Genomic DNA, 23,783 nt, shown 5'->3' with positions numbered 1-23,783 from the left:
GGCACGTGTAGATTTCTTACGTAACGGCAACGGGAAAGCCGTTCGCAAGTCGCTTGTATGATGCGGTTGCGTATAGTGAGGGTATGAAGAAATCTGAAGCGCTTTCAATCCTCGGACTCCACGATGGGGCCACCGACGATGAGATCAAGAAGGCCCACCGCGTCAAGGTGATCGAGCATCACCCGGACAAGTACGCTCAAGATCCCGAAAAGCATGCGTGGGCCGAAGAGCAGACCAAGCGCATCAACGAGGCTCGCGACGTGCTCATATCGAGAAAATGGGAGCCTGAATACGGACGCGGCCCCTATGCGAACCCTTACAACCCCTACGCGAATCCTTATGGCGGCTCGCCTGCGCGCGGGCAGGGCGGCGGAACGCCCGGTTCGTCGAACAACCCTTACGGCGATCCGTTCGGGGATTGGCCGTTCGGCGGCGGTCAGGGCCAAACCACCTGGGTGTGGACCTCATGGGACGGCGCGTCGCAGGCAGGGAACCCCTTCGATCCGTTCGGGACGGCGCAGCCGCAGAAAACGCCCGCCGAGCGATACGAGGATGCGAAGAAGGATCTACGGACCGAACTGGGCGTCATCGGCGTCAAGCTCGTGTGCCTTGCAGTCTTAAGCGTGCTCGCATCGCCTGCTTCGGGTTTGTTCCTCTACGTGGCGGCGTCGGTCATCTACGGGTTGTGGAAGCGCCTCGGCAGCTGCCTCATCGCGTTCTTCTTCCCGATCGCGCTTATAGGCGCTCCGTTTCTTATGCTCATCGCTCCGCGTGCGGGCGCCGTCACCTTCGGACTCGCGATCTTTTTCGCCCTCGCGGTGCTGTTCGACATCGTGAACGTGCGCAACGCCGTTACCCTGTACCGGCAAACGCGGAAAGCGGCTGGTCCGAGAAGGTAAGCGCCTTGGCAGACGGGTTGCGCGCGAGGCAAAAACCGGCGTTTGCGAGCCGCGCGCGCAGTGATGTCGCCGCTTCCAGCCCGCCTTCGCGTCGGCTCTCGCTCGAGCGTCCTTTCTGTTCGTTGCGCCGTTGTCGGTCGCAGCCGACCCGATGCTTGCTATACTAGGGCTTTCGCAGAAACAGGAAGGAAGTCGCGTGAAGAAGGCGTTACTGCTCGTGCTGGGCATCGTGACCTGTTGCGTGCTCATAGCGAACGCCGACTACCTCGCCGAATTCCTCAAGACGCTCCAAACCGGCGCACTCGTTCCCATCGCCGTTTCCATCGTCCTTATGCTCGGGCGCCACATCGTACAGGCGCTCTCCTACGATGCCGCGTTCGCCGCCGTCGGCTTCAAGACGGGGCTTTGGCACAACATCGTGCTCATCTTCTCGCTCGTGTTCATCAATACGTTCTGCTTGTTCTCGGGCGCGACGGGCGTGGCGTTCATCATCGACGACGCGCACCGCAAAGGGGCCGATGCGGGCACCGCCACAAGCGGGGCGATCCTTTCGCAGATCGGCTACTTCGCTGCCGTCCTCGTCATCTCGGTGATCGGGTTCATCACCATGCTCGTCTCGGGTACGATGAATACGCTGTTCCTCGTCGGCGGCCTCTTGCTCGCAGGCGTGCTTCTCATCCTGTCGAGCATGTTTGTCGTGGGCTACCGCAAGCCGCGCGTGCTGTTCAGAGTGTTCCTCATCGTGGAAAAGCTTATAAACCGCGTCCTCGGCCTCGTCAAGAAGCGCATGAAGCCGGGGTGGGGCAGGCGCACGGCAAGCTCGTTCATCGATTCGGCGGGCATCCTCGCGCACAACCCCGTGGGTACGCTCGTTACGGTGGGCTACGCATCGTTTTCGGCGGTGCTCAACATGGCGTGTTTGGTCGCCATCGGATACGCGTTCGGCTTCGAACACGTATCGGCGCTCGTTGCCGCGTTCGCGGTAGCTGCCATCTCGGTAATCTTGAGCCCGACGCCTCAAGGGGTGGGCGTGGTGGAGGCTGCCATCGCGGCGATTCTCACCGCGCACGGCTGCTCGCTTGCAACCGCGACGGCGATTGCGCTCGTGTACCGCGGCATCATGTTTTGGATCCCGTTCTGCATCGGGGCCCTGCTGCTTTCCCAATCGGGCTTCTTCGCCGATAAGAAGAACGCGACCGAGCAGCAGCGCGCGAAGGATATCGGGTGGATTTCGGGCACCCTTGTCGGGCTCGTGGGATTGGTGAATATCGGCCTCTCGCTTATTCCGACGACGTTCGAGCCGTACAGCGCGCTCACCTCGTGGATCGATATGGGCGCGTTTCTCAAAGGTCCGTGGCTCATCGCGTGCGGCATCGTGCTCTTGGTGCTTGCGGTGGGCCTTGTCATGCGGTTTCGTACGGCGTGGGCACTCGCCGTCACCGTGCTCATCCTCATAGCGGGTGGAGAGTTTTTGTTCGTCGACACCGCTAAGGTGGCGCTTGCCGTTGTCGTGCTCGTCGTGTGGCTGTTCTGGAAGCGGGCGGCGTTCGACAAACCCCTTGCGCTGCCCCGGCGCGCGGGCCGAGCGAAAATCACGCCGGTGCGCACCGGCTCCGACGGCGCGCAGGTTGATCAGGGTCGCAGCGGGGCCGAGAACGGTGCGGGTGAGCCGTCGTGGCAGGAGAAGGCGGAATCGGGCGCGCGCATCATACAGCAGGCCCACGACGAGGGAAGCTTGGCGACGGCTTCATCCGGCGGATTCGATTCGCTGTTTCCCCAAGGGGCGGTATCCCGCCGACGTGCGGCAAAGCGTATCGAGCGGGAGCGTGTGCAACAAAACAAGAACAAGGGCTCCGCAGACGGGATCGACGCCTTGCCTCGTGATAGGATGGCGAAGCAGCGCGAGCCGGTTCGCGGCCAGGCTGAACGTGACGCGCGCACCGAGCGCTTGAGGCGCAGATCGATAAACAAAATGAAACGCCCGCATCAAGGCGAGGGCGACGATAAGGAGGATTTCCGATGATAATGCTTGAAGAACCGTTCGTATCCGAGACGCTGATCGCATGGCTCGAGGATTCGCAGCATCCGGTTCTCGACAACGCCATGGCCCGCCGCGTCGCTGCCGACCACGCGATCGCGCTTTGCCCCGAAGACGAGGCCGTCAGCCGCATCGAGGCGGGCGAGCGGCTCTATACCAGTTCGGAAAACGCGCTTGCGTGGCTCGCGCAGCACGTGAAATGCGAATCGATCACCCGTCCCCTCGAGATGTTCAAGGACAAAGCGCTCATGAGGCGCGTGCTCGCACCGCTTGACCCCGATTTCTTCTTTATGACGTGCGCTGCTGACGAACTTCCTGCACTCGACTTCTCCGAACTTAAACCGCCTTTCGTGCTCAAGCCTTCGGTCGGGTTTTGCAGCGTCGGGGTGTATGCAATTGCCGATGAAGCCGATTGGAAGGCGGCACTCGCCGATATCGAGCGCAATGCCGCAAGCTGGCGGGACATGTACCCCGAAAGCGTCATCGGGGCGAGCGAGTTCGTGCTGGAGGGCTACATCGAGGGAACCGAGTACGCCATCGACGCTTACTGGGATGCCGAAGGCAAGGCGCACGTGCTCGACGTGCTGCGCCACGACTTCGCTTCGCCGTCGGATACGAGCGATCGCATGTACTGTACGGGCGTATCGATCGTTTCCGAAACCGCACCGCGTTTCGCCGCATGGCTCGACCTCGTGAACGAACTTGTGGGCGCGAAGAATTTTCCCGTGCACGTCGAAGTGCGCGTTTCGGGCGACGTCATCCGCCCGATCGAGTTCAACCCCCTGCGCTTTGCGGGGCTCGGCGGCACCGATGTGAGCTGGTTCGCCTACGGGTTTCGAACCTACGAGTGCTTCCTTCAGGATGAGTTGCCCGATTGGGAGCGCATCGGTGTTGGAAGGGAAGGCAAGCTCTACACGATGTCGGTGCTGGGCGCGCCGTCGGGCATGGAAGGTGACGAGCGGTTCGACTACGAGGCGTTTCGTGCGCGCTTCTCCCATGTGCTCTGCCTGCGACAGTTCGACTACCATGCATTCGGCAACTTCGGCTTCTTGTTCCTCGAGACCGACGAGGACGACGATACCGAACGCGTGTTTCTCATGAATTCTGACTTGCGGGAATTCATCAGAGAATAGCGCTCCGCTTGCCGCACCGCGCGGTGCTCATGGCCTCAACCGACGGTTTCGCCGTTGTAGCGCCTTATGGCCTGCAAATAGTTTACAATGGAGGTTATATAGTATCTCAACGGTATCGATTCTTCGTTGACGGCAGCTGCTTTTGTTCATACAAGGGGGTTCTTACATGAGGGGTGCGGGCAAGCGTATCGGTAAGCAGTCGGTCGTCGCGGTGATTCTGGCCGCGACGCTGTTCGTTTCGGGATGCGCTTCTCCCCAGGAAACGCCTGAGGAGCAAGCGCTCGATCCGTCCAATCCCGTCCAGGTGGAAGTGTGGACGTATTACAACGGACATCAGCAGCAGGCGTTCGAGAGTCTCGTCGCCGATTTCAACGCCACGAAAGGCAAGGAGGTCGGCGTTTCGGTTACCCATGCGAGCCAGGGCGGCGTGAACGACCTTGCAGCCGCGGTGACCGCTTCTGCAGAAGAACTCGTCGGCGCCGGCTCGATGCCCTCGATATTCCTCACGTACGCCGATACGGCGTACGTGATCGATCGGATGGGCAAGGTCGCCGATCTCGATCCGTACTTCACGGCCGAAGAGAAGGGTGCGTTCATCGATAGCTTCCTTGCCGAAGGGGATTTCGCGGGCGACGGGGGCTTGAAACTTCTGCCCATCAGCAAGGCGACCGAGACCGTCCAGATCAACATGACCGACTGGGCGCCCTTCGCCGAGCAAACCGGCTCCACGCTCGATGAGTTCGAAACGATCGAGGGTATCACGGCGCTATCGCAGCGCTATTACGAGTGGACCGATGCGCAGACGCCCGATGTTGCCGATGACGGCAAGCCGTTTTTCGGACGCGACTCGATGGCGAACTACCTCATTACCGGCTCAAAACAGCTCGGGCACGAGCTGTTCGCCGTCAAAGACGGCGTATGCACGCCCGACATCGACACAGATGCGATGCGGGCGCTGTGGGACAACTACTACGTGCCGCTTATCAACGGGTACTTTTCGGCGGAAGGGCGCTATCGCTCGGATGCCATTAAAACGGGCGATCTGATCTGCTATCTCGGTTCGTCTTCTTCGGTTGTGTACTTTCCAGCCGAAGTGACGGTCGACGATCAGACGAGCTATCCCATCGAATTCGGAGCCCTTGCGGCACCGCGCTTTTCCGAGGGTGTGGCGTGCGCCCCGCAGCAGGGTGCGGGGTTTGCGGTCGCCAAGAGCGACGAGCGCACCGAGCTCGCCTGCGTGGAATTCCTCAAGTGGCTCACTGAAAAGGAGCAGAACACGAGTTTCTCCATCGAAGCGGGCTACATCCCGGTAACCCAGGAGGCATGCACGTACGAAAACATCGCCGCCGTTGCAGAAGGCATGGAAGATACGCATGAAAACTATCTGATCAACCTCGAGGCAACGCTCGAGACCGTGTCGGACGGCGTTTACGCCAACGCGCCGTTTGCAGGTGGCGTCGATGCACGCGCGGTGCTCGAAACGTCGATGTCGGATGCGGCCATCGCCGATCGCGAGCAGGTACTCGCGGCCATTGCCTCAGGCGAGAGCCGTGAAGAGGCTGTAGCGAGTCTCAACACCGATGAGCGGTTCGAAGCGTGGCTTGAATCGTTTACCCGCGAGCTTACCGCGACGCTGGGCTGATAGGCGCCCTCGGTGCCGGCTGAGTGAAAGCGCATGGGAAGCAAGGGCAAACAGACGCGTGAACGAAACGAGGCGCCCCGGATGCGATCGGGGCGAGGCCTCTCGTTTCGGGCGATCATCGTCGCCCCGATTGTCATCGCCCTAGCCGTTCAGGCACTCGTCTGTTATTTCGTCATCATCCGCAGCGACAGCTTGACCATACTCGAAGAGGATACGTACAGCCTGTTCTCGGAACGCGTGAATAGCCGCGCGGGGTATTTGGAAAACGACATGGTGCTCCGGTGGTCGGAAACCGGCGAGACGGTGCAGAAACTCGCCGATACCACCAAGGCGGTGCTCGACGAATATGGTGCGACGGCCGCCGACATCCAAACGGCTTCGCCTTTGGCGCTCGAGATCATAGACCGTGCATTCGACGATATGATCGCCTTCGTGCAGCGCTCTGAAGCGGACGGCGTCTACTTCGTTTTGACCGATGGGTCGGGTGAGGATGGCACCCGGGGCGGGCAAGCCCCTCATAGCGCGCTGTACCTGCTCGATTCCAACCCCGATGTCAGTCTAGACAACGGCTCGGACCTGTTGCTGGCTGCGTGCCCCATCGGCCTAGCGAAGCGAACGGACATCGCATTGGCGAGTTCGTGGGAAGCGGCGTTCACGCTTTCGGGCGACGAGTCTGCGAATGCGTTTTACCGCAAGCCCTTCGAAGCGGCGCTCGACTATCCCGATGCGGCAGCCGAAGATCTGGGGTACTGGGGGCTTCCTGACGATATCGGCGATACCGGCAACCGATCGATCACGTACAGCATTCCTGTCAAGGATGACGAGGGCAACGTGTACGGCGTTTTCGGCATCGAGATCAACGTCAACAGGGTCGCCTCGTATTTCCCGTATCGCGACCTCGATGCGTCTGGGCAAGGATCATATCTGCTCGCTGTTGCCGATAGCGGCGAAGAGGGCGTGCTTTCCGGATCTTCGGACGCGGTTGAAACGAGCGCGGCGCTCGACGTTGTCGCTTCAACCGGTGCGACCCAGAACCTTTACGTCGAAGGCGATAGGCTGTCGGTTTCGCTCGACGGACGCGGCTATCTCGTGGTCGAAAGCGACGAATCGATTGGGCAGGTCGAAGGTATAGCGGATGCAAGCGCCCTCAAGCTCTACGATTCGACGTCGCCGTTCGCCTCGCAGCAATGGTACCTGCTTGGGCTCGTGCCCGAGAACACCTTGTTCCGCGCTTCGGAGGTGCTCGAATCGAACCTCTTTGCGATTTTGGGGACGTCGTTCGGGGCGGGCATCTTGCTCGCCGTTGCCACGGCGTGGTTCTCATCCTCGCGCCTGCGCCGCCTGATGAACGAAGTGCGCGGCGTCGGCGAACGACCGGGTGCGAAGTCCGAAGCCTCGTTCGACTTCCAGAAGACTGGCGTGCACGAAATCGATGAGCTGGCCGATTCGATCGGAACTCTTGCAACGGGCTTAGCTGCCGCGGGGCAGCGCCTTTCGCGCATCATGGCGCTTTCGGACCATGCGGTCGGCGCATTCGAATACAGCTGGAAAACGGGAGCGATCACCTACACCGACCGGTTCTTCGAAACACTCGGCGCGCTCGATTTCCCGTACGTGCCCGACGGCGTCGATCGGCAGCAGATGCGCGACGGGACGCTCGGCGCGCAAGGGTTCGACAAGCTCATGAAAGCGTATCTGCCTTTCTCCGAGCCCGATTCGGGAGCAGCGCACATCATAGCGTTGCCCCATCGCGACCGCTATCTTCGGTTCGATGTGACCGAGGACGCCGACGAGGGAAGCTCCGTCGGCATCGTCGAAGACGTCACGTACGAAATCCGCACCAGGCGACGGATCGAACACGAACGCGATCACGATATCCTCACCGGCCTTTTGAATCGGCGTGCGTTCGAGCAGGAGATGATGCGCATCTTCGCGACGGGCGAGCTGCGCTTCGCCGCGATGGGCATGCTCGATCTCGACAACTTGAAGTTCATGAACGATTCCTTCGGCCACGATTGGGGCGATCAGTACATTCAAGCAGCCGGCGCCGCGCTGCTTTCGGTCATGCGCGAAGACGATCTCTGCTCGCGCGTATCGGGCGACGAATTCCTCGTATTCATCCGCAGCTGTGCCGACGAGCAGGAGGCTGCTGAGCGCTTCGACGAACTGAAGAACCGCCTCGGGCAAACGATGATCGAGGCCCCTGACGGGCGTATGCTCAAGGTGCGCGGCTCCATCGGCGTCGCGCTCTATCCGCGTGATGCTCTGGAGTACGACGAGCTGCGCGATTACGCCGACTTCGCCATGTACACGGCGAAACACTACCGCAAAGGCGAACTGTGCTTTTTCGATAAGAACCGCTACGACGTCCAGTCCTCGATGCTCGAAAAACGCGAAGACCTGAATAAGCTCCTCGACGAAATGCTCGTGGACTATCACTTCCAGCCGATCGTAGATGCCCGTACCGGTGAGGTATTCGCCTACGAGGCGCTCATGCGCCCGCAGATGCATTCGCTGGAATCTCCTTCGATGGTGATCGATCTCGCGCGCATGCAATCGAAGCTGTACCGCATAGAGCAGATCACGTTCTCCCGCTCGCTCGCGCTGTTCGAAGAGCGCGACCCGGGCAGCGGGGCGAAGCTCTTTGTGAACAGCATCGGTACGCAAAGCCTTTCCACCGAGGACGAGCGCGATCTCGAGCGCCGGTTCGGCGCACTGCTCGACCGGCTCGTCATCGAGATAACCGAGAGCGATTTCGGGCGCGAGCTATTCGGGTACAAAGAGTCGCTTGCGCGGCGCTGGAACGCGTGTTTGGCGATCGACGATTTCGGGTCGGGCTACAACGGCGATACGACGCTTCTCGAGCTCGAGGCAGCGTACGTGAAGATCGATATGGCGATCGTCCGCGGCATCGACACCGACGTCGATCGGCAGGATATCCTCAAATCGCTTTTGTCCTACGCCCACGACCGCGGCGTGCAGGTGATCGCTGAAGGTGTAGAAACCGAGGCCGAGCTCGCAACGGTTATCGGGTTCGGTGTCGACTACATCCAAGGCTACCTGGTCGGAAAGCCCGCGCCGTATCCCGGAGGCGGGGATGAGGCCCTGCGCGAAACCATCAGACGCATGAGCGGGTTGTGAGCAAGGATCGTGAATCCTCTGTGAACTTCCTGTAGGCATTGGGTTCATATTCGGCATGAACCTGTACCCCTTTGCTAAGCTACCGCCTAGTGTGTCGACGGAAAACGACGTTCAAACCGGCTAGCGCGTCGACGAGATGACGCTCAATCAGGAGGTTGCATGAGAGAGCAAACAGCACCAAACCGCGTCAGGGGCGCAGTTCTTTCGGTTCTTGCGGCGGTGGTGGCTCTATCGCTGTGCATGCCTGCCGCAGCCTTTGCCGAACCCACTGCAGCAGACAAGCAGGCCGAAGCGCAGGCGGCGCTCGCATCGCTCAATTCGATGCAGGACAGCCTCAACAAGGCATCGGACGATTACTTCACCGCGCTTGCGGAGCTCGAAGAGGCCCAGGCGAACATGGAAGAGGCCCAAGCCCGCATCGAAGAGACGAATGCCCAGATCGCCGAGGTGCAGGACAAGCTCGGCGACCGTGCGAACAGCATGTACCGCTCAGGCAATCTAACCTTCCTCGATTTGCTGCTCGGCTCGACCACGTTCGAGGACTTTACGACGAACTGGGATCTTCTCAACAAGATGAACCAGAACGACGCCGATATGGTACAGCAGAGCAAGGATCTGCGTGCCGAGATAGAGGCGGAGAAGGAAGAATACGCGCGCCAGGAAGCCGTGGCGGCCGAGAAGACCGAGGAATCCAAGCGCATCAAGGAAGAGGCCGAAGCCACCGTTTCCGCCATGCAGGAGACCTACGACACCTTGAGCGCCGAAGCGGCAGAGCTGCTCGAGCAGGAGCGCGCCGCTCAGGAAGCGGCGGAAGCTGCGGCAGCGCAGGCGGTCGTCGAGCAGGCTGCGCGAGAAGCGGCGGCCCAGAACAACAACGGCGGCGGGGGAGGCGGCACGCCGAATAGCAGCGGGCCGACGTACACCGAACCGCCCTACAACGCGGTCACCGGAAACGCCGTCGTCGATCGTGCGTACAGCTACGTCGGCAATGCCCAGTACGTGTGGGGCGCGTGCTCTCCCGGCCAATTCGACTGCTCCGGCTTCGTGAGCTATTGCTTGACCGGCAGCTACACGCGCTTGGGAACCACCTACACCTTCCTCGGATGGCAGCGCGTTTCCGATCCCCAGCCGGGCGATGTGGCGGTGAACTCGGGTCATACCGGCATCTACATCGGCAATAACCAGATGATCCATGCGGCGGGAACCGGACAAGGCGTTGTCGTCGGTCCCGTGCAGAGCGGTATGGTGTTCGTCCGCTACTAAGTTTCTTCCGTTTGCGTTGCGAACCGTATCATGCTTCGAAACCCGAAAACCCGCGAAAGCGGGTTTTCTTCTGGATGCAGCCTGCGAAATCGTGTTGCATGCGGCGTAGGCTTGTCCCGAACGTGATGGTGCTATGGGCTTTCGGTAAGCGATGGTTTAGAATCGGTGCCGATTTGGTACACTACCAACAGTGTGTCTCCGAACGAAGGTGCTCGATCGGGAGGTCGTATGAGGGATTGCAAGAAGCAGGGTCGCGTCAAAAGCTCGACTCGGATGGTGCTGGCCGCGGTAGTCGCCGTAACGCTCGCGATGCCGGGGGCCGCGTTAGCGGAACCGACGGCGGCCGATAAGCAGGCCGAAGCGCAGACAGCGCTCGCGTCGCTCAATTCGCTTCAGGATAACCTCAATCAGGCATCCAACGATTACGTTCAGGCGCAAAGCGAGGTCGAAGCCGCTCAAGCGAATATGGAGGAAGCCCAGGGCCGCATCGACGACCTGAACGCTCGCATCGATGATTTGCAGGTAAGGCTTGGCGACCGTGCGAACAGCATGTACCGCAACGGCAGCCTGACGTTTCTCGATCTGCTCTTTGGGGCAGCCAGCTTCGAGGAATTCGCAACCAGCTGGGATCTGCTTGAGAAGATGAACCAAAGCGATGCCGATCTGGTGCAGGAAGCGAAAGACCTGAGCGCTCAGGTGGAGGCCGAGAAAGCCGAATACGCCCGCCAGGAAACTATTGCGAGCGAGAAGGCCGAAGAGGCCCGCGTCAAGAAAGAAGAGGCTGCGGCTTCGGCGGCAGCTATGCAGGAGACTTACGACTCTCTGAGCGCTGAAGCGGCTGAGCTGCTCGCGCAGGAACAGGCGGCCCAGGAGGTCGCGCGCGCTGCGGCGGCCCAAGCGGCCATCGAGCAGAACGCGCAAACGTCGAACCAGAATACGGGCGGTGGCAGCGGTTCTTCGAACGCGGGTGGTTCGGGCGGCGTCGAGCCCCCGTACAACGCAGTCACCGGCAACGCTATTGTCGATCGTGCCTACAGCTACGTGGGTAACGCGGAATACGTCTCAGGGGCATGCGCCCCCGGCCAGTTCGACTGCTCCGGCTTCGTGAGCTACTGCCTCACCGGAAGCTACTCGCGGCTCGGCTCGACCTATACCTTCCTCGGGTGGTCGCGAACCAACAACCCCCAGCCGGGTGACATCGCGGTCAACGAAGGGCACTGCGGCATCTACATCGGGGGCGGCCAGATGATCCATGCGGCATCGCCCGGCCAAGGCGTGTGCATCGGCGGCGTGCAGTCTGGTATGGTGTACGTCCGCTACTAGCGAAGCGGCCGATACGTGCATCCATGACGAAGAAACCAGGGTTCAGCTCGACGCTCGGCATCGAGTACACAGAAGAGTCCGCAACGCGGGTTGTGGCGGTGATGCCTATTACCCCCGATATTCTCCAACCCTTCGGTTTCGTGCACGGCGGAGCCACCATTGCGCTTTTGGAATCGGTGGCGAGCGTGGGGGCCGAAGCGAGCGTTGACCTTTCGCGCGAGCGACCCTTCGGCATCGACGTTTCGGTGCGGCATCGCAAAAGCGGGAAAAGCGGCATGCTCACCGGCGTTGCCGAGCTCGACCGTACCGAGGGCTCTAAGCAGTTCTGGAGCGTCGTCGCCTACGACGACGAAGGCGATGTCGTTTCCGACGGCGTCATCATGACCAAGATCGTATCGCTTGAGCGCCTTGCCGAGAAGGAGCGCGCACGTAAAGCGGCGAAGCGTGCGGGCAATTCATAAGGCGAAAATACCTGCTTGTCGGAACAAGTTCAGTCTGTGCCCTTTTCTTTTTCGATGGTTGTGCTAATATAACGTCCGCCGCAATAAGCATCGGGTTGTGGCTCAGTTTGGTAGAGCGCTGCGTTCGGGACGCAGAGGCCGCAGGTTCAAATCCTGTCAACCCGACCATGTACAGACCTGGGATGTATTCTTTTGTTAAGATGCATCCCTTATCTATACGCATTGTGGTACTCTGACGTGGTTAGATTGTGCGGGTCGAAGAGCCCGCATCAACGAGTGGAGGACTGTATGAAGATTCTCGGCATGGGCGTTCCCGAGCTGTTGATCATCCTCGTGGTGATTCTGCTTATTTTCGGGCCTAAAAACCTTCCCAAGCTGGGCAGTGCCCTCGGCAAAACCGTCAAGAACCTTCGCGAAGGCATCGGCGGCGGCGACAAGGAAATCGAAGAGCCCGAGGAAGAAGCTGAAGAAGAAGTCGAAGAGGTCGAGGAAGAAGAGCCTAAGAAGACGGTGAAGAAGACCACGACGACGACCAGAAAAGCGACTACGAAGAAGAAGGCCGAATAGTCGTATTGTGAGCATGGTTCGCGGCATGTGCAACCAATGCACATGCCGCGTTTTCATATGCAGGCTCCCGCTTTCGCGCACACGGTGAACATCGGCTCGAAAGCAAAGGAGAACCGTACAAGCGCACGCACGAGCTGCGTGCATGTTTTTTGTCACAGACAGGTGAGTTGCATGGCAGACAAAGACTTCATCCTCACGCAAGAGGGAAAAGAGAAGCTCGAAGCCGAGCTTCACTATCTTGAAACCGAAAAGCGCGCCGAGATCGGCGAGCGCATCAAAGTCGCCCGCGAATTCGGCGATATTTCTGAAAACTCCGAATACGACGATGCGAAAAACGAGCAGGGTATGATGGAGGCGCGCATTGCCGAAATCAGCCGTATTCTGTCCGAAGCCACTGTGGTTACCGTACCCAAGCGTTCCAGCAAGGTCAACATCGGCTCGAGCGTGACGGTCGACATGGATGGACGCGAGCGCGTGTTCACCATCGTCGGCGGCGCGGAAAGCGATGCGGCAGCCGGCAAGATATCCAACGAATCGCCTGTCGGCTCGGCGCTTCTGGGCCACAAGAAGGGCGATGTCGTCGAAACGCAGGGACCGACGGGTAAAAAGATCGTGATGAACATCACGAAGATAGAGCACTAGAGCACGGACCCGGCTTCACGGGTGGCCATATCGCGGGTCCGACAAGCGGGCTCGCAGAAACGGACCCTGTGAACCACGGGTCCGTTTGCGTTACCGGACCGACGAGAAGGAAGCACATGACCGACACGACCAACACCGATGCCGTTGCCTCAGAAGAGATCGAAGACGATCCGATCGAGGTGCGCCGCGCAAAGCGCGAGGCGCTCATAGCCGAGGGCAAGAACCCGTACGGCCACGCATTTGCGTACAGCCATCACGTTGACGAGCTCGATGCGAAGTACGCCGATCTGCCTGACGGCGAATCGACTGAGGACGAGGTGCAGATCGCGGGCCGTGTGATGGCCAAGCGCGACCAGGGCAAGATCGTCTTTCTCGAGCTGCGCGATGCGACGGCCGACATCCAGCTCTTCTGCCGCATCAACGCGCTTGGCGACGAGGCGTTCGCCGAAATCAAAGACCTCGATGTGGGCGACTGGATCGGCGTTCAGGGCACGATGATCCGCACGAGGCGCGGCCAGCTTTCGGTTGCTGTCACGTCTTTCGAGCTGTTGTCCAAGTCGCTGCGCCCGCTGCCGGAGAAGTTCCACGGGCTCGCCGACAAAGAGACTCGCTACCGGCAGCGCTACGTCGACCTCGTGGTGAATCCCGAGGTACGCTCCACGTTCGTGAAGCGTTCCAAAGTGGTCTCCGCCATCCGCCGCTATATGGAGGAGCACGGCTACTACGAGGTGGAAACGCCTATCTTGCAGCCCATCTTAGGCGGTGCCAACGCGCGCCCGTTCGTGACGCACCACAACGCGCTCGACAAGGATTTCTACCTGCGCATCGCAACTGAACTCCATCTCAAGCGCCTGCTTGTGGGCGGTTTCGAGCGCGTGTTCGAGATCGGCCGTTTGTTTCGCAACGAGGGCATGGATCTGCACCACAACCCCGAGTTCACTACCATCGAGTTCTACCAGGCATATTCCGATCTCGGGGGCATGATGGAGCTCACGCAAGGCGTCATCCAGGCGGCAGCGCTTGCCGCGTGCGGCACGCAGCGCATCACGTACCAGGGGCAGGACATCGACCTCGGGGGAACGTGGCGCCGCGCTACCATGATAGAGCTCGCGAGCGACGGGGCCGGCGAAGATGTCAGCTTTGCGCGCACGCGCGAGGAGCTCGTGGAAATCCTCGAGCGCAACGGCGGACATGCGGAAGCAGCGTGGGGCAAAGGCAAGCTCATCGCCGAGATATTCGAGGCGGTGGCCGAGGAGAAGCTCATCCAACCGACGTTCGTGACCGAGCACCCCTTGGAAGTGTCGCCGCTCGCCAAGAAGAAAGCGGACGACCCGAACCTCACCGAGCGCTTCGAGCTGTTCATCTGCGGTCATGAATACGCCAACGCGTTCAGCGAGCTCAACGATCCCGTCGATCAGGCAGAGCGTTTCCGCGCGCAGGTGGAGGCGAAAAACCTCGGCGACGACGAGGCTATGGGATACGATGACGACTACGTGCGTGCGCTGGAATACGGCATGCCTCCGGCGGGCGGCTGCGGCATCGGCATCGACCGCTTGGTCATGCTCCTCACCGATTCCGCCTCGATCCGCGACGTGCTCTTGTTCCCCCACATGCGCGACGAGGCTAAGGAGCGCTGAGGCCACGGCTTTTCGGCCCGTTGCAGACAGGTCCTGCGCAACGGGTGCTGAGATGCACCCGATCGGCGTACGGCAGACGGGTTTTTGATGATCGTGTGATAAAGCGTTACAGCCCGTTGTCGTTTTAGCACTCACTTGACTTGAGTGCTAATATTATGCGGAAAGCAAATTTGCGAGAATAGAGGCATGTATGAGCTTTGAGAAATTCACCGACAAGGCCCGCAAGGTCCTCGTCCTGGCTCAGGATGAGGCCCGTGCCTTGCACCAGCCCTATGTGGGCACCGAGCACTTGCTGCTCGGGCTGATACAGGAAGAGGACGGCCTTGCCGCTCAGGCGCTCGATCGTTTGGGCGTCGAGTACAACGCCGTCGTCCAGGCCATCCGCCAGGTCGTCGCAATCGACGAGGACACCGATGTTTCGGGGCACTTGAGCTTTACGCCCCGCGTCAAGCGCGTCCTCGAGAACTCGCTGCGCGAGGCCATGCAGATGGGACAGAGCTACATTTCCACTGAACATTTACTGCTTGGCATCGTCCGCGAGGGCGACGGCACCGCGCTTGAGGTGCTCGGCCGCTTGGGCGTTACGGGCGACAACGTGCGCTCCGCCTTGAACGACCTCGTGGGTCAGAGCCCCGTGTACGCAGGTCGCGGCGCGTTCGAGGCGCAATCCTCGTCGTCGGACAGTATGCTCAAGGAGTTCGGCACCGATCTCACCAAGAAGGCGCGCGAAGGCAAGCTCGACCCGGTCATCGGCCGTGCGGGCGAGATCGAACGCGTCATGCAGGTGCTGTCGCGCCGCCAGAAGAACAATCCGCTCCTCATCGGCGAGCCCGGTGTAGGCAAGACCGCCGTTGCCGAGGGCTTGGCGCAGCTTATCGTTTCGAACCAGGTTCCCGACATTCTGCGAGACAAGCGCTTGGTTACGCTCGACATCTCGGCCCTCGTCGCCGGCAGCAAGTACCGTGGCGAATTCGAAGAGCGTCTGAAGAAGTGCATCAAAGAGGTACAGGACGAAGGCGACGTGATCCTGTTCATCGACGAGATCCACACGCTCATCGGCGCAGGTTCGGCCGAGGGCTCGATCGATGCCGCTGCAATCCTGAAGCCGCCGCTGTCGCGCGGTGAAATTCAGGTCATCGGCGCAACCACGATCGACGAGTACCGCAAGCACCTCGAGAAGGATTCGGCCCTTGAACGCCGCTTCCAGCCCATCACGGTGGGCGAGCCCAACGAGGAGCAGGCACTGCGCATCATGGAGGGTCTGCGCGACCGGTACGAGGCGCACCATCAGGTGCACTTCACCGACGATGCGCTGCAGGCCGCCGTGCAGCTGTCTGACCGCTACATTCAGGACCGCTTCCTTCCCGACAAGGCGATCGACGTGCTCGACGAGGCGGGCGCGCGCATGCGCATCCGCAACATGACGCTCCCGAAAGAACTGCGCGAGCTCGATGACGAGCTTCGCCGGCTGCGCGCCGAGAAAGACGAGGCCATCGCATCGCAGGACTTCGAGCGCGCTGCAAGTCTGCGCGACGAGGAATCGCAGCTGCGCGAGAAGCGCGTCGAGGCCGAGAAGAAGTGGGAAGAGGATGCCCAGAAGTCGATCAACCAGGTGACGGTCGAGGAAATCGCCGACGTCATCTCGATGACCACGGGCGTGCCGGTATCCAACCTCACCGAGGCCGAGACCGAGAAGCTCCTGCGCATGGAAAGCGTGCTCCACGAGCGTCTGGTCGGCCAAGAAGAGGCTGTGACCGCGCTCTCCAAGGCTATCCGCCGCAGCCGTTCGGGCCTGAAGGATCCGAAGCGTCCCGCCGGCTCGTTTATCTTTTTAGGCCCTTCGGGCGTGGGCAAGACCGAGCTTTCCAAGGCGCTTGCCGAGTTTTTGTTCAATTCCGAAGATGCGCTTCTGTCGTTCGACATGAGCGAGTACATGGAGAAGCACTCGGTGTCGAGGCTCGTGGGTTCGCCTCCGGGCTACGTCGGATTCGACGAGGGCGGCCAGCTCACCAAAGCGGTTCGTCAGCGTCCGTACTCGGTGGTGCTGTTCGATGAGATCGAGAAGGCGCATCCGGACGTGTTCAACATCCTGCTTCAAATTCTCGAAGAAGGCCGTTTGACCGATGCGCAGGGCCGTACGGTCGACTTCCGCAACACGATCATCATCATGACCTCTAACGTCGGTGCGCGCGAGATCGCGCAGTCCACGCCCCTCGGCTTCCAGAGCGATGCGAGCGCGGGCTTGTCCGACAAGGAGATCAAGAGCAGGGTCATGAGCGAGATGAAGAAGCTCTTCCGCCCCGAGTTCTTGAACCGCATCGACGAGATCATCGTGTTCAAGTCGCTCACCGAAGACGAGATCGCCCAGATCGTGAACCTCATGGTAGCCGAGCTGCGCGAACGTCTGATTTCGCAGAACATGACGATCAACCTCTCGGATGCGGCAAGCAAGTACATCGCCAAAGAGGGAACCGATGCTGCGTTCGGCGCGCGTCCCTTGCGCCGTGCCATTCAGCGCTTGCTCGAGGACCCCATCTCCGAGCAGATTCTCGAGGGCAAGTGGACGAGCGGTTCGGTCATCGACGTCGATTACCTCGACGGAGAACTCACGTTCGAGGCGGGAAGCGGCTCTATACCTGCACCGCGCAAACGTGATAGCATAGCTAAAGACACCGAATTGCTCCTGACCAACTTCGATTTGGCGAATGCGGGTGTCAGAAGCGGCGGGTCGATGTCGGGCGGCGCTGCCGACTAAGGCTGGTTTTGACAGAGCGATGAGATAGTTCGGGAGCCGTTGCGCAGTGCGACGGCTCCCGCGCATCGCTGATGAGAGGGGATATACGACCATATGGGCAAAACGATCGATCCGGTGTTTTCACCGCAGGTGCTCAAAAGGCCCGAGCTTGCGCTCGATGACCTCGATCTCGACGCGCTCACGCAGAGCATGGGGGGTCTCAAGGGCAAGGTCGACGAGAACCCTAAGACGGCAGCCATCATTTTGGCGGGGGGCACGGGGGAGCGCTTCGGCAAAGAAGGCGGCAAGCAGCTCGTAGAGATCGCAGGCAAGCCTATCCTCACCTGGTCGGCCGAAGCGTTCGATGCTGTGGGGGATATCGGCCTCATCGTGATCGTGTGCCCCGAAGATCGATGCGACGAGTACCTCAAGCGGGCGATCGACGCCTTTCCCTTCGTCACTCCCGTTGTCGTGGCTCCCTCGGGTCCGAGCCGCCAGGAGTCGGCGTTCTCAGGACTCGAGTGCGTCCCCGACGAGTTCGAGTACGTGGTGCTGCACGATGGCGCCCGGCCGCTCATCTCGCCCGATATGATCACCCACACCATCAACGTCCTCAAGGGCAACATCGACTGCGACGGAGCCGTGGTGGCCCATCCTGCGGTCGATACCCTGAAGGTGGTCGAGAACGGCGTGATCGTGGGTACCCCCGATCGCCGTGTGTTCTGGAATGCGCAGACGCCGCAGGTGTTCCGAGCGGGTATCTACCGCCGAGCGCACGCTTCCGCCCTTTCCGACGGGTTCATGGGCACCGACGATTCGTCGCTCATCGAGCGGCTCGGCGGGCGCGTGCTCGTCGTCGAAGGCAAGCGCGACAACATCAAGCTGACGGTGCCTGAAGACTACCTCATGCTCGCTGCTGCCGTCCGTGCCCTTCCCATGAAGGATGCCGAACGGTGATCGACGAGCGCAGCATAGCAGGGGCTCTAGCGGGTTTGAAGGTCGGCCTCGGATTCGACGTGCATGCCTTCGCCGAAGGCCGCAAGCTCATCTTGGGCGGCGTGTCTATACCGCATGATCGGGGTCTTCTCGGCCATTCGGATGCCGATGTGCTTGCGCATGCCGTATCCGATGCGCTTTTGGGCGCGGTGCGTGCGGGCGATATCGGCAAGCTCTTCCCCGACACCGACCCCGCATTCAAAGATGCCGATTCCCTCAAGCTGCTCGCTGCCGTTGCGGCGCTCGTGCGCGAGAAGGGCTTCGAGATACTCGACGTCGATTGCGTAATCGCCGCCCAAGCGCCGAAGCTTTCTCCGTACCGCGATGCGATGCGCGAGAACCTCAGTGTGGCGATGGGCGTTTCGACCGAGTCGGTGGGCGTGAAGGCCACTACGACCGAACGGCTCGGCTTCGAGGGCCGGGAAGAGGGTATCTCCGCCCGCGCCGTCTGTCTTGTCTGTCGATGTAGGTAGCGTTGGCGATTGCGTCAATCTGCGCACGGCCAGCCGTGCGCAGCCCTTGCAATGCTACAATGCACATTCGACTGGAAGACGGACGATCTATGAACATATTCAAAACAATCGGCGAAGACATTCAGGCGGTGAAGGAGCGCGATCCTGCCGCTCAGAGCTCGTTTATCATCTGGCTCACGTATCCGGGGCTCCATGCGCGCTGGTCGCACGTGGTGGAGCACTGGCTGTGGACGCACGGGCTCAAAAGCCTCGCACGCATCTCGTCGCAGTTCACGCGTTTTGTAACCGGCGTCGAGATCCATCCGGCCGCCGTGATCGGCAGGCGGTTCTTCATCGACCATGCGATGGGCGTCATCATCGGCGAGACCACGGTGATCGGCGACGACGTGACGCTGTACCAGGGTGTGACGCTCGGCGGCACCGGCAACGAGACCGGTAAGCGTCATCCCACACTCGGCGACAACGTGCTGGTGGGCGTGGGCGCTTCGGTGCTCGGCAACATCACCATCGGTGACAACTCGAAGGTGGGCGGGGGAGCGGTTGTGGTCCGCGACGTACCGCCGAACTGCACGGTCGTGGGCATTCCCGGCAAGATCGTCATGCGCGACGGCAAGCGCGTCGAAACCGAGAAGAAGGATGCGGCGAAGCACCGCGAGTGCTTGCCCGACCCGGTGACGGAGGAGTGCGAGCGGTTGGCTTCGCGCATTGACGAACTTGAGCGAGAGCTGCGTGACGCGTGCGAGGCACCCGGGTTTAAACAGTTGGCAGAGCGCATCGACGAATTGGAACAACGGTTGGGAGAAAAATCATGATCAAGGTATACAACACCCAAACCAAAAGTAAAGAGAACTTCGAATCGGTCGAGCGCGGACGCGTGGGCATGTACGTCTGCGGCCCGACCGTGTACAACTACATTCACGTGGGCAACGCGCGCACGTTCATCGCGTTTGACATCATCCGCCGCTACTTCATGTGGCGCGGCTTTGACGTGACGTTCGTGCAGAACATCACCGACGTCGACGACAAGATCATCGCGAAGGCAAACGAAGAGGGCCGTCCTGCTGCCGAAGTTGCGGCGCAGTACACTGAAGCGTTCATCGAAGACATGCGCAGAGCGGGCGTGCTCGATCCCGATATCCGCCCGAAGGCGACTGAGGAAATCGATTCGATGATCGATCTCATTTCGGAGTTGATCGAGGGCGGTCATGCCTACGAGGTCGATGGCGACGTGTACTTCTCGGTGCGCTCGTACCCCGCGTACGGCGAGCTTTCGCACCGCAACATCGACGAGATGGAATCGGGCCATCGCGAGTTGCGCGCGTGCGGCGCGGGGCTCGAGGATCGCAAGCGCGACCCGCTCGACTTCGCGGTATGGAAGGCCGCCAAACCAGGCGAGCCGTCGTGGCCTTCGCCTTGGGGCGAGGGCAGGCCGGGTTGGCACATCGAGTGCTCCGCCATGTCGCGCAGGTACCTCGGGCTGCCGTTCGACATCCACGGGGGAGGCGCTGACCTCGTGTTCCCGCACCACGAGAACGAGCGCGCTCAGAGCGAGGCGGCATGCGGCTGCACGTTCGCCAACTATTGGATGCATGCGGGCATGCTGCGCATCGATTCCGAGAAGATGAGCAAATCGCTCGGCAACTTTTTGCTGTTGCGCGATGTGCTTGAGACGACGAAACCCGCGGTGCTGCGCATGCTCATCCTGCAAACGCACTACCGCAGCCCCCTCGACTTCTCCGCCGACCGCTTGGCGGAGGCGGAAACCGCGCTTCACCGCATTGCGAATGCGGTGAAGAACCTCGATTGGCTCATCGAGAACGCCGAAGACATCCCCTCGCCGCTCGATACGCGGGCGATCATGAAGCAGACGCGCGAGGCGCGCACCGCGTTCATCCTTGCGATGGACGACGACTTCAACACTGCAGGAGCGCTCGGCGAGCTGTTCGCCTATGTAGGCGAGTTGAACGCGCAGGTAGCCGATAAGACGGTTTCGACCACCGACGTGGCGGCTCTTAAGGAGGCGCGTGCGACCGTGATCGAGCTGATGGGGGCGTTCGGCATCGATCTGGCCGAAGGCGATACGGCTGTGAGCGCGTATCCAGCCGAGGTGGTGCCGCTTGCCGCCGAGCTCGCGGACTACACAGGGGAGAGTCCCGAAGAAGCGGTCGAGGCGCTGCTTGCATGCCGGGCCGAGGCGCGTGCGAGTAAGGATTGGACGCTCGCCGATAAGGTGCGCGACGGTTTGTCGGAACTCGGCTTCACCATCGAGGATACGCCGCAGGGCGCGCGCGTCTCGCTTGGCTAGCCGCGCGAATGGACGCACAGTGCGACCGATGAAGACCCCTGAGCTGCTCGCTCCGGCGGGAGGCTTCGACCAGCTTGCCTACGCCATCCATTTCGGAGCAGATGCAGTGTATCTCGCCTGCGATCGCTTCGGGCTCAGGCAGCGTGCTGCCAACTTCGCTCTCGCCGATATGCCGCGTGCGGTGGCATGCGCTCACGAGCGGGGCGTTGCGGTGCACGTAACGCTCAACGCATCGATGACGGGCGACGATGTGGCGGCACTGCCCGCCTACCTCGAGGCGCTCGCCGAGGCCGGTGCGGATGCGTTCATCATGAGCGATTTGGGGGCTGTTCGGCTTGCGAAGCGCCATGCTCCGCAGGTGGCGCTCCATATCAGCACGCAGGCATCGTGCATGAACGCCGAAGCCGCGCTTATGTGGTATGAGCTCGGGGCGCGGCGCATCGTGTGCGCGCGGGAGATGAGCGTGGCCGATATCGCAGCCATGCGCGAAGCGCTTCCCGACGAACTCGAACTCGAGGTGTTCGCGCACGGTGCGATGTGCATGGCGGTATCGGGGCGCTGCCTCATCAGCGACCACGTAAACGGGCGCTCCGCCAATAAGGGCTACTGCACCCAGCCATGCCGCTGGACCTATGCGCTCGTGGAAGAGACGCGGCCCGAGGAGCGTTTCTCGATCGAGGAAGACGAAAAGGGCAGTTTCATCTTAAGCTCCAAAGACCTCAACATGCTCCACCACCTCGATGATCTTGCGCGTGCAGGCGTCGATTCGATCAAGATCGAGGGGCGCGTGAAGAAAGCGTACTACGTGGCGACGGTGGTGAACGCGTACCGTCAGGTGCTCGACGGAGCCGATCCCTCTGCGTTCGACCGCGATCTCGAGGCGGTGAGCCATCGGCCGTATTCAACGGGGTTCTTCTACGGTCCCGCCGAACAGGCGCCGCACGGTCCCGAGTACGCGCAAACCCATGCACTTGCGGGCACCGTCGAGGCGTGCGAGGCGCGGGCCGACGGGCTGTTCGACGTGCGCATCGATCTGAGAAACCGTTTCTTCGAGGGAGACGAGCTCGAGGTGCTATCGCCCGGAAAACCCGTGCGCACGCTCGTTGCCGCCGCACTGCGTCATGTGGTCGCGCCGCGCGAGGTGGGCGCTGCGGGCGGCGAGTCCGACGCTGCTGCGGTGCGCGAGGGAAAGGGTGCTGCGTGCGGTGAGTCCGACGCTCCTGCAGCGTGCGAGGCGAAGGAGCGTTTTGCCGAGCGACACGTTTCGGGCACCGATGAATCCCTCGAGCCCGTGAGCGTCGCCGACCGCGCGACTGACTCCTACGTGATCGCCTGCCCGTTTCCTTTGGAGCCCATGGACATCCTGCGCGTCGAACGCTAGACCTGCGCGGTGCGGCCTGCGCAGCGGACAGTGCGACTGCGCACGGCCGAGGCAGGTGCAGCAACGTTTCGGCTTCGCATGCCTTAAAGTTAGCTTTCGTTGACAGGCGGTTGGAAAGCGAACCGATTCGATACAAAGCCGCAACGCCGCTGCGACCGACGGAGACCCTGCCCTTGCTAGACTTTCCTTCAATCATTGGTTTCGCCTGCGGGCGACTCGGTTTCGAAGGGAGTGCGGCCATGGGCGCAACAACGGATAATACGGCGTATCAGCAGAGGAAGCAATCGGTGGCGCAGGCGTCAGGCGGTACATGGCAGGAGGCGAAAGGCTCGGGCGTGCGCAAAAGCTCGACGACGCGCATGAACATCGCGGTCGTGTGGATCGCGTACGCGGTCACGATCGCCTGCAATGCGGCGTTCGAGATATTCGCACTTGGCGGGACGACCTCGGCCGAGGTTTCGAACGAGGTGTTCACTTGGTTTACGCCGGCGGGCTACGTGTTCTCCATCTGGTCGGTCATCTACATCGGCCTCGCGGTATGGCTCGTCGCGTATTCGGGTAATGCTTCCCAAGACGAATCATACGGCGCGATCCCTCTCGGCAGGACGGCGCTTTTGTTTACGGCGACCTGCGTGTTCAACATCGCATGGCTCGCGCTGTGGCACTTCGAGATATTCGTTCCCTCGATCATTGTAATCGCGGCTTTGCTCGTGGTGCTCGGCATGCTGTACGCGCGCGTCCACGAAACTTCGACGAGATGGATCGATCGCGTGCCGATTTCGCTGTACTTCGCCTGGCTTTGCGTGGCGACGGTTGCGAACATAGCCCATGTGGCGACGCGCTTTACGGGGGCGGAGTTCTCCATTATCCAACCCATCAGCACCATCGTGCTCGCCGTAGCGTTTTTCGCCCTCGCGTTCTATATGAAACGCACGTTTAGCGATTATGCGTTCGGTGCGGTGATCGTGTGGGCTGTCGTCGGTGTCGGCGTGCATCTGATGGAGGTGAACGTAGCGATTGCGGTGCTTACCATCATGCTCTCCGGGCTCGGCGCGCTTGCCGTGTACTTCCCGTGGGACAAGTATCGGCTCTCGGCGCGAAAGTAGGTGCAGAAATCTCCGAGCCCGTTCGGAGGCGGTCAAGCGCGG

At 61.1% G+C, this 23,783-nt stretch carries 18 protein-coding genes and 1 tRNA gene; all 19 read left to right on the top strand.

The window, feature by feature from the left end:
- Positions 1 to 83: 83 nt before the first annotated feature.
- The gene (locus FJE54_RS15765) at positions 84 to 899 is read left to right on the top strand and encodes a J domain-containing protein (protein ID WP_139653728.1); all 816 of its coding nucleotides are present in this window, start codon (positions 84 to 86) and stop codon (positions 897 to 899) included.
- A 196-nt stretch (positions 900 to 1,095) separates the two neighbouring features.
- Positions 1,096 to 2,922 (top strand): lysylphosphatidylglycerol synthase transmembrane domain-containing protein, encoded by a 1,827-nt coding sequence (locus FJE54_RS15760; protein WP_139653727.1) that lies wholly within the window; start codon positions 1,096 to 1,098, stop codon positions 2,920 to 2,922.
- Positions 2,919 to 4,070, top strand: a complete 1,152-nt coding sequence (locus tag FJE54_RS15755; RefSeq protein WP_139653726.1) for an ATP-grasp domain-containing protein — start codon at positions 2,919 to 2,921, stop codon at positions 4,068 to 4,070. Before FJE54_RS15760 ends, FJE54_RS15755 begins: the two co-directional genes overlap by 4 nt.
- Positions 4,071 to 4,236: 166 nt before the next feature.
- On the top strand, positions 4,237 to 5,712 hold the full coding sequence (locus FJE54_RS15750; protein ID WP_139653725.1) for an extracellular solute-binding protein: 1,476 nt from the start codon (positions 4,237 to 4,239) through the stop codon (positions 5,710 to 5,712).
- An 81-nt stretch (positions 5,713 to 5,793) separates the two neighbouring features.
- Positions 5,794 to 8,853, top strand: a complete 3,060-nt coding sequence (locus FJE54_RS15745) for an EAL domain-containing protein (RefSeq protein ID WP_139653724.1) — start codon at positions 5,794 to 5,796, stop codon at positions 8,851 to 8,853.
- A 159-nt stretch (positions 8,854 to 9,012) separates the two neighbouring features.
- Positions 9,013 to 10,116 (top strand): coiled-coil domain-containing protein, encoded by a 1,104-nt coding sequence (locus tag FJE54_RS15740; protein ID WP_139653723.1) that lies wholly within the window; start codon positions 9,013 to 9,015, stop codon positions 10,114 to 10,116.
- Between the two features lie 228 nt (positions 10,117 to 10,344).
- Positions 10,345 to 11,439 carry a coiled-coil domain-containing protein gene (locus tag FJE54_RS15735; RefSeq protein WP_180326786.1) on the top strand — a complete coding sequence of 365 codons (1,095 nt, stop codon included), beginning with the start codon at positions 10,345 to 10,347 and terminating at the stop codon, positions 11,437 to 11,439.
- Positions 11,440 to 11,462: 23 nt separating this feature from the next.
- Positions 11,463 to 11,900, top strand: coding sequence for a PaaI family thioesterase (locus FJE54_RS15730; protein ID WP_139653722.1), 438 nt, complete (start codon positions 11,463 to 11,465; stop codon positions 11,898 to 11,900).
- Between the two features lie 91 nt (positions 11,901 to 11,991).
- A tRNA-Pro gene (locus FJE54_RS15725) sits at positions 11,992 to 12,068 on the top strand.
- Between the two features lie 120 nt (positions 12,069 to 12,188).
- On the top strand, positions 12,189 to 12,467 hold the full coding sequence (gene tatA / locus FJE54_RS15720) for a twin-arginine translocase TatA/TatE family subunit (RefSeq protein WP_139653721.1): 279 nt from the start codon (positions 12,189 to 12,191) through the stop codon (positions 12,465 to 12,467).
- Positions 12,468 to 12,638: 171 nt separating this feature from the next.
- Entirely contained in the window at positions 12,639 to 13,109 is a 471-nt protein-coding gene (gene greA, locus FJE54_RS15715) for a transcription elongation factor GreA (RefSeq protein ID WP_139653720.1), read from the top strand.
- 116 nt (positions 13,110 to 13,225) lie between these two features.
- A complete protein-coding gene (gene lysS, locus FJE54_RS15710; RefSeq protein WP_139653719.1) occupies positions 13,226 to 14,746 on the top strand; it encodes a lysine--tRNA ligase in 1,521 nt (506 codons plus the stop codon).
- Positions 14,747 to 14,936: 190 nt separating this feature from the next.
- On the top strand, positions 14,937 to 17,501 hold the full coding sequence (locus tag FJE54_RS15705) for an ATP-dependent Clp protease ATP-binding subunit (RefSeq protein WP_139653718.1): 2,565 nt from the start codon (positions 14,937 to 14,939) through the stop codon (positions 17,499 to 17,501).
- Between the two features lie 93 nt (positions 17,502 to 17,594).
- Positions 17,595 to 18,437, top strand: coding sequence for a 2-C-methyl-D-erythritol 4-phosphate cytidylyltransferase (gene ispD / locus FJE54_RS15700; RefSeq protein ID WP_139653717.1), 843 nt, complete (start codon positions 17,595 to 17,597; stop codon positions 18,435 to 18,437).
- Positions 18,434 to 18,949 carry a 2-C-methyl-D-erythritol 2,4-cyclodiphosphate synthase gene (ispF, locus tag FJE54_RS15695; RefSeq protein ID WP_305002873.1) on the top strand — a complete coding sequence of 172 codons (516 nt, stop codon included), beginning with the start codon at positions 18,434 to 18,436 and terminating at the stop codon, positions 18,947 to 18,949. Before ispD ends, ispF begins: the two co-directional genes overlap by 4 nt.
- An 89-nt stretch (positions 18,950 to 19,038) precedes the next feature.
- Positions 19,039 to 19,761 carry a serine O-acetyltransferase gene (gene cysE, locus FJE54_RS15690; protein WP_139653716.1) on the top strand — a complete coding sequence of 241 codons (723 nt, stop codon included), beginning with the start codon at positions 19,039 to 19,041 and terminating at the stop codon, positions 19,759 to 19,761.
- On the top strand, positions 19,758 to 21,254 hold the full coding sequence (cysS, locus tag FJE54_RS15685) for a cysteine--tRNA ligase (protein ID WP_139653715.1): 1,497 nt from the start codon (positions 19,758 to 19,760) through the stop codon (positions 21,252 to 21,254). Before cysE ends, cysS begins: the two co-directional genes overlap by 4 nt.
- A gap of 28 nt (positions 21,255 to 21,282) precedes the next feature.
- Entirely contained in the window at positions 21,283 to 22,635 is a 1,353-nt protein-coding gene (locus FJE54_RS15680; RefSeq protein WP_139653714.1) for a peptidase U32 family protein, read from the top strand.
- 239 nt (positions 22,636 to 22,874) lie between these two features.
- A complete protein-coding gene (locus FJE54_RS15675) occupies positions 22,875 to 23,741 on the top strand; it encodes a TspO/MBR family protein (protein WP_139653713.1) in 867 nt (288 codons plus the stop codon).
- Positions 23,742 to 23,783 lie beyond the last annotated feature (42 nt).

Source organism: Raoultibacter phocaeensis, assembly GCF_901411515.1.
Classification (GTDB): Bacteria; Actinomycetota; Coriobacteriia; order Coriobacteriales; family Eggerthellaceae; genus Raoultibacter; species Raoultibacter phocaeensis.
The sequence above is the reverse complement of the archived record's forward strand: the minus strand, read 5'-3'. Positions and strand labels throughout refer to the sequence as shown.

Excerpts from the sequence above, each read along its gene's own strand:
- FJE54_RS15765 (WP_139653728.1), top strand. The coding sequence starts at position 84 with ATGAAGAAATCTGAAGCGCTTTCAATCCTCGGACTCCACGATGGGGCC.
- FJE54_RS15755 (WP_139653726.1), top strand. The coding sequence starts at position 2,919 with ATGATAATGCTTGAAGAACCGTTCGTATCCGAGACGCTGATCGCATGG.
- FJE54_RS15750 (WP_139653725.1), top strand. The coding sequence starts at position 4,237 with ATGAGGGGTGCGGGCAAGCGTATCGGTAAGCAGTCGGTCGTCGCGGTG.
- FJE54_RS15745 (WP_139653724.1), top strand. The coding sequence starts at position 5,794 with ATGCGATCGGGGCGAGGCCTCTCGTTTCGGGCGATCATCGTCGCCCCG.
- FJE54_RS15740 (WP_139653723.1), top strand. The coding sequence starts at position 9,013 with ATGAGAGAGCAAACAGCACCAAACCGCGTCAGGGGCGCAGTTCTTTCG.
- FJE54_RS15735 (WP_180326786.1), top strand. The coding sequence starts at position 10,345 with ATGAGGGATTGCAAGAAGCAGGGTCGCGTCAAAAGCTCGACTCGGATG.
- FJE54_RS15730 (WP_139653722.1), top strand. The coding sequence starts at position 11,463 with ATGACGAAGAAACCAGGGTTCAGCTCGACGCTCGGCATCGAGTACACA.
- tatA (WP_139653721.1), top strand. The coding sequence starts at position 12,189 with ATGAAGATTCTCGGCATGGGCGTTCCCGAGCTGTTGATCATCCTCGTG.
- greA (WP_139653720.1), top strand. The coding sequence starts at position 12,639 with ATGGCAGACAAAGACTTCATCCTCACGCAAGAGGGAAAAGAGAAGCTC.
- lysS (WP_139653719.1), top strand. The coding sequence starts at position 13,226 with ATGACCGACACGACCAACACCGATGCCGTTGCCTCAGAAGAGATCGAA.
- FJE54_RS15705 (WP_139653718.1), top strand. The coding sequence starts at position 14,937 with ATGAGCTTTGAGAAATTCACCGACAAGGCCCGCAAGGTCCTCGTCCTG.
- ispD (WP_139653717.1), top strand. The coding sequence starts at position 17,595 with ATGGGCAAAACGATCGATCCGGTGTTTTCACCGCAGGTGCTCAAAAGG.
- cysE (WP_139653716.1), top strand. The coding sequence starts at position 19,039 with ATGAACATATTCAAAACAATCGGCGAAGACATTCAGGCGGTGAAGGAG.
- cysS (WP_139653715.1), top strand. The coding sequence starts at position 19,758 with ATGATCAAGGTATACAACACCCAAACCAAAAGTAAAGAGAACTTCGAA.
- FJE54_RS15680 (WP_139653714.1), top strand. The coding sequence starts at position 21,283 with ATGAAGACCCCTGAGCTGCTCGCTCCGGCGGGAGGCTTCGACCAGCTT.
- FJE54_RS15675 (WP_139653713.1), top strand. The coding sequence starts at position 22,875 with ATGGGCGCAACAACGGATAATACGGCGTATCAGCAGAGGAAGCAATCG.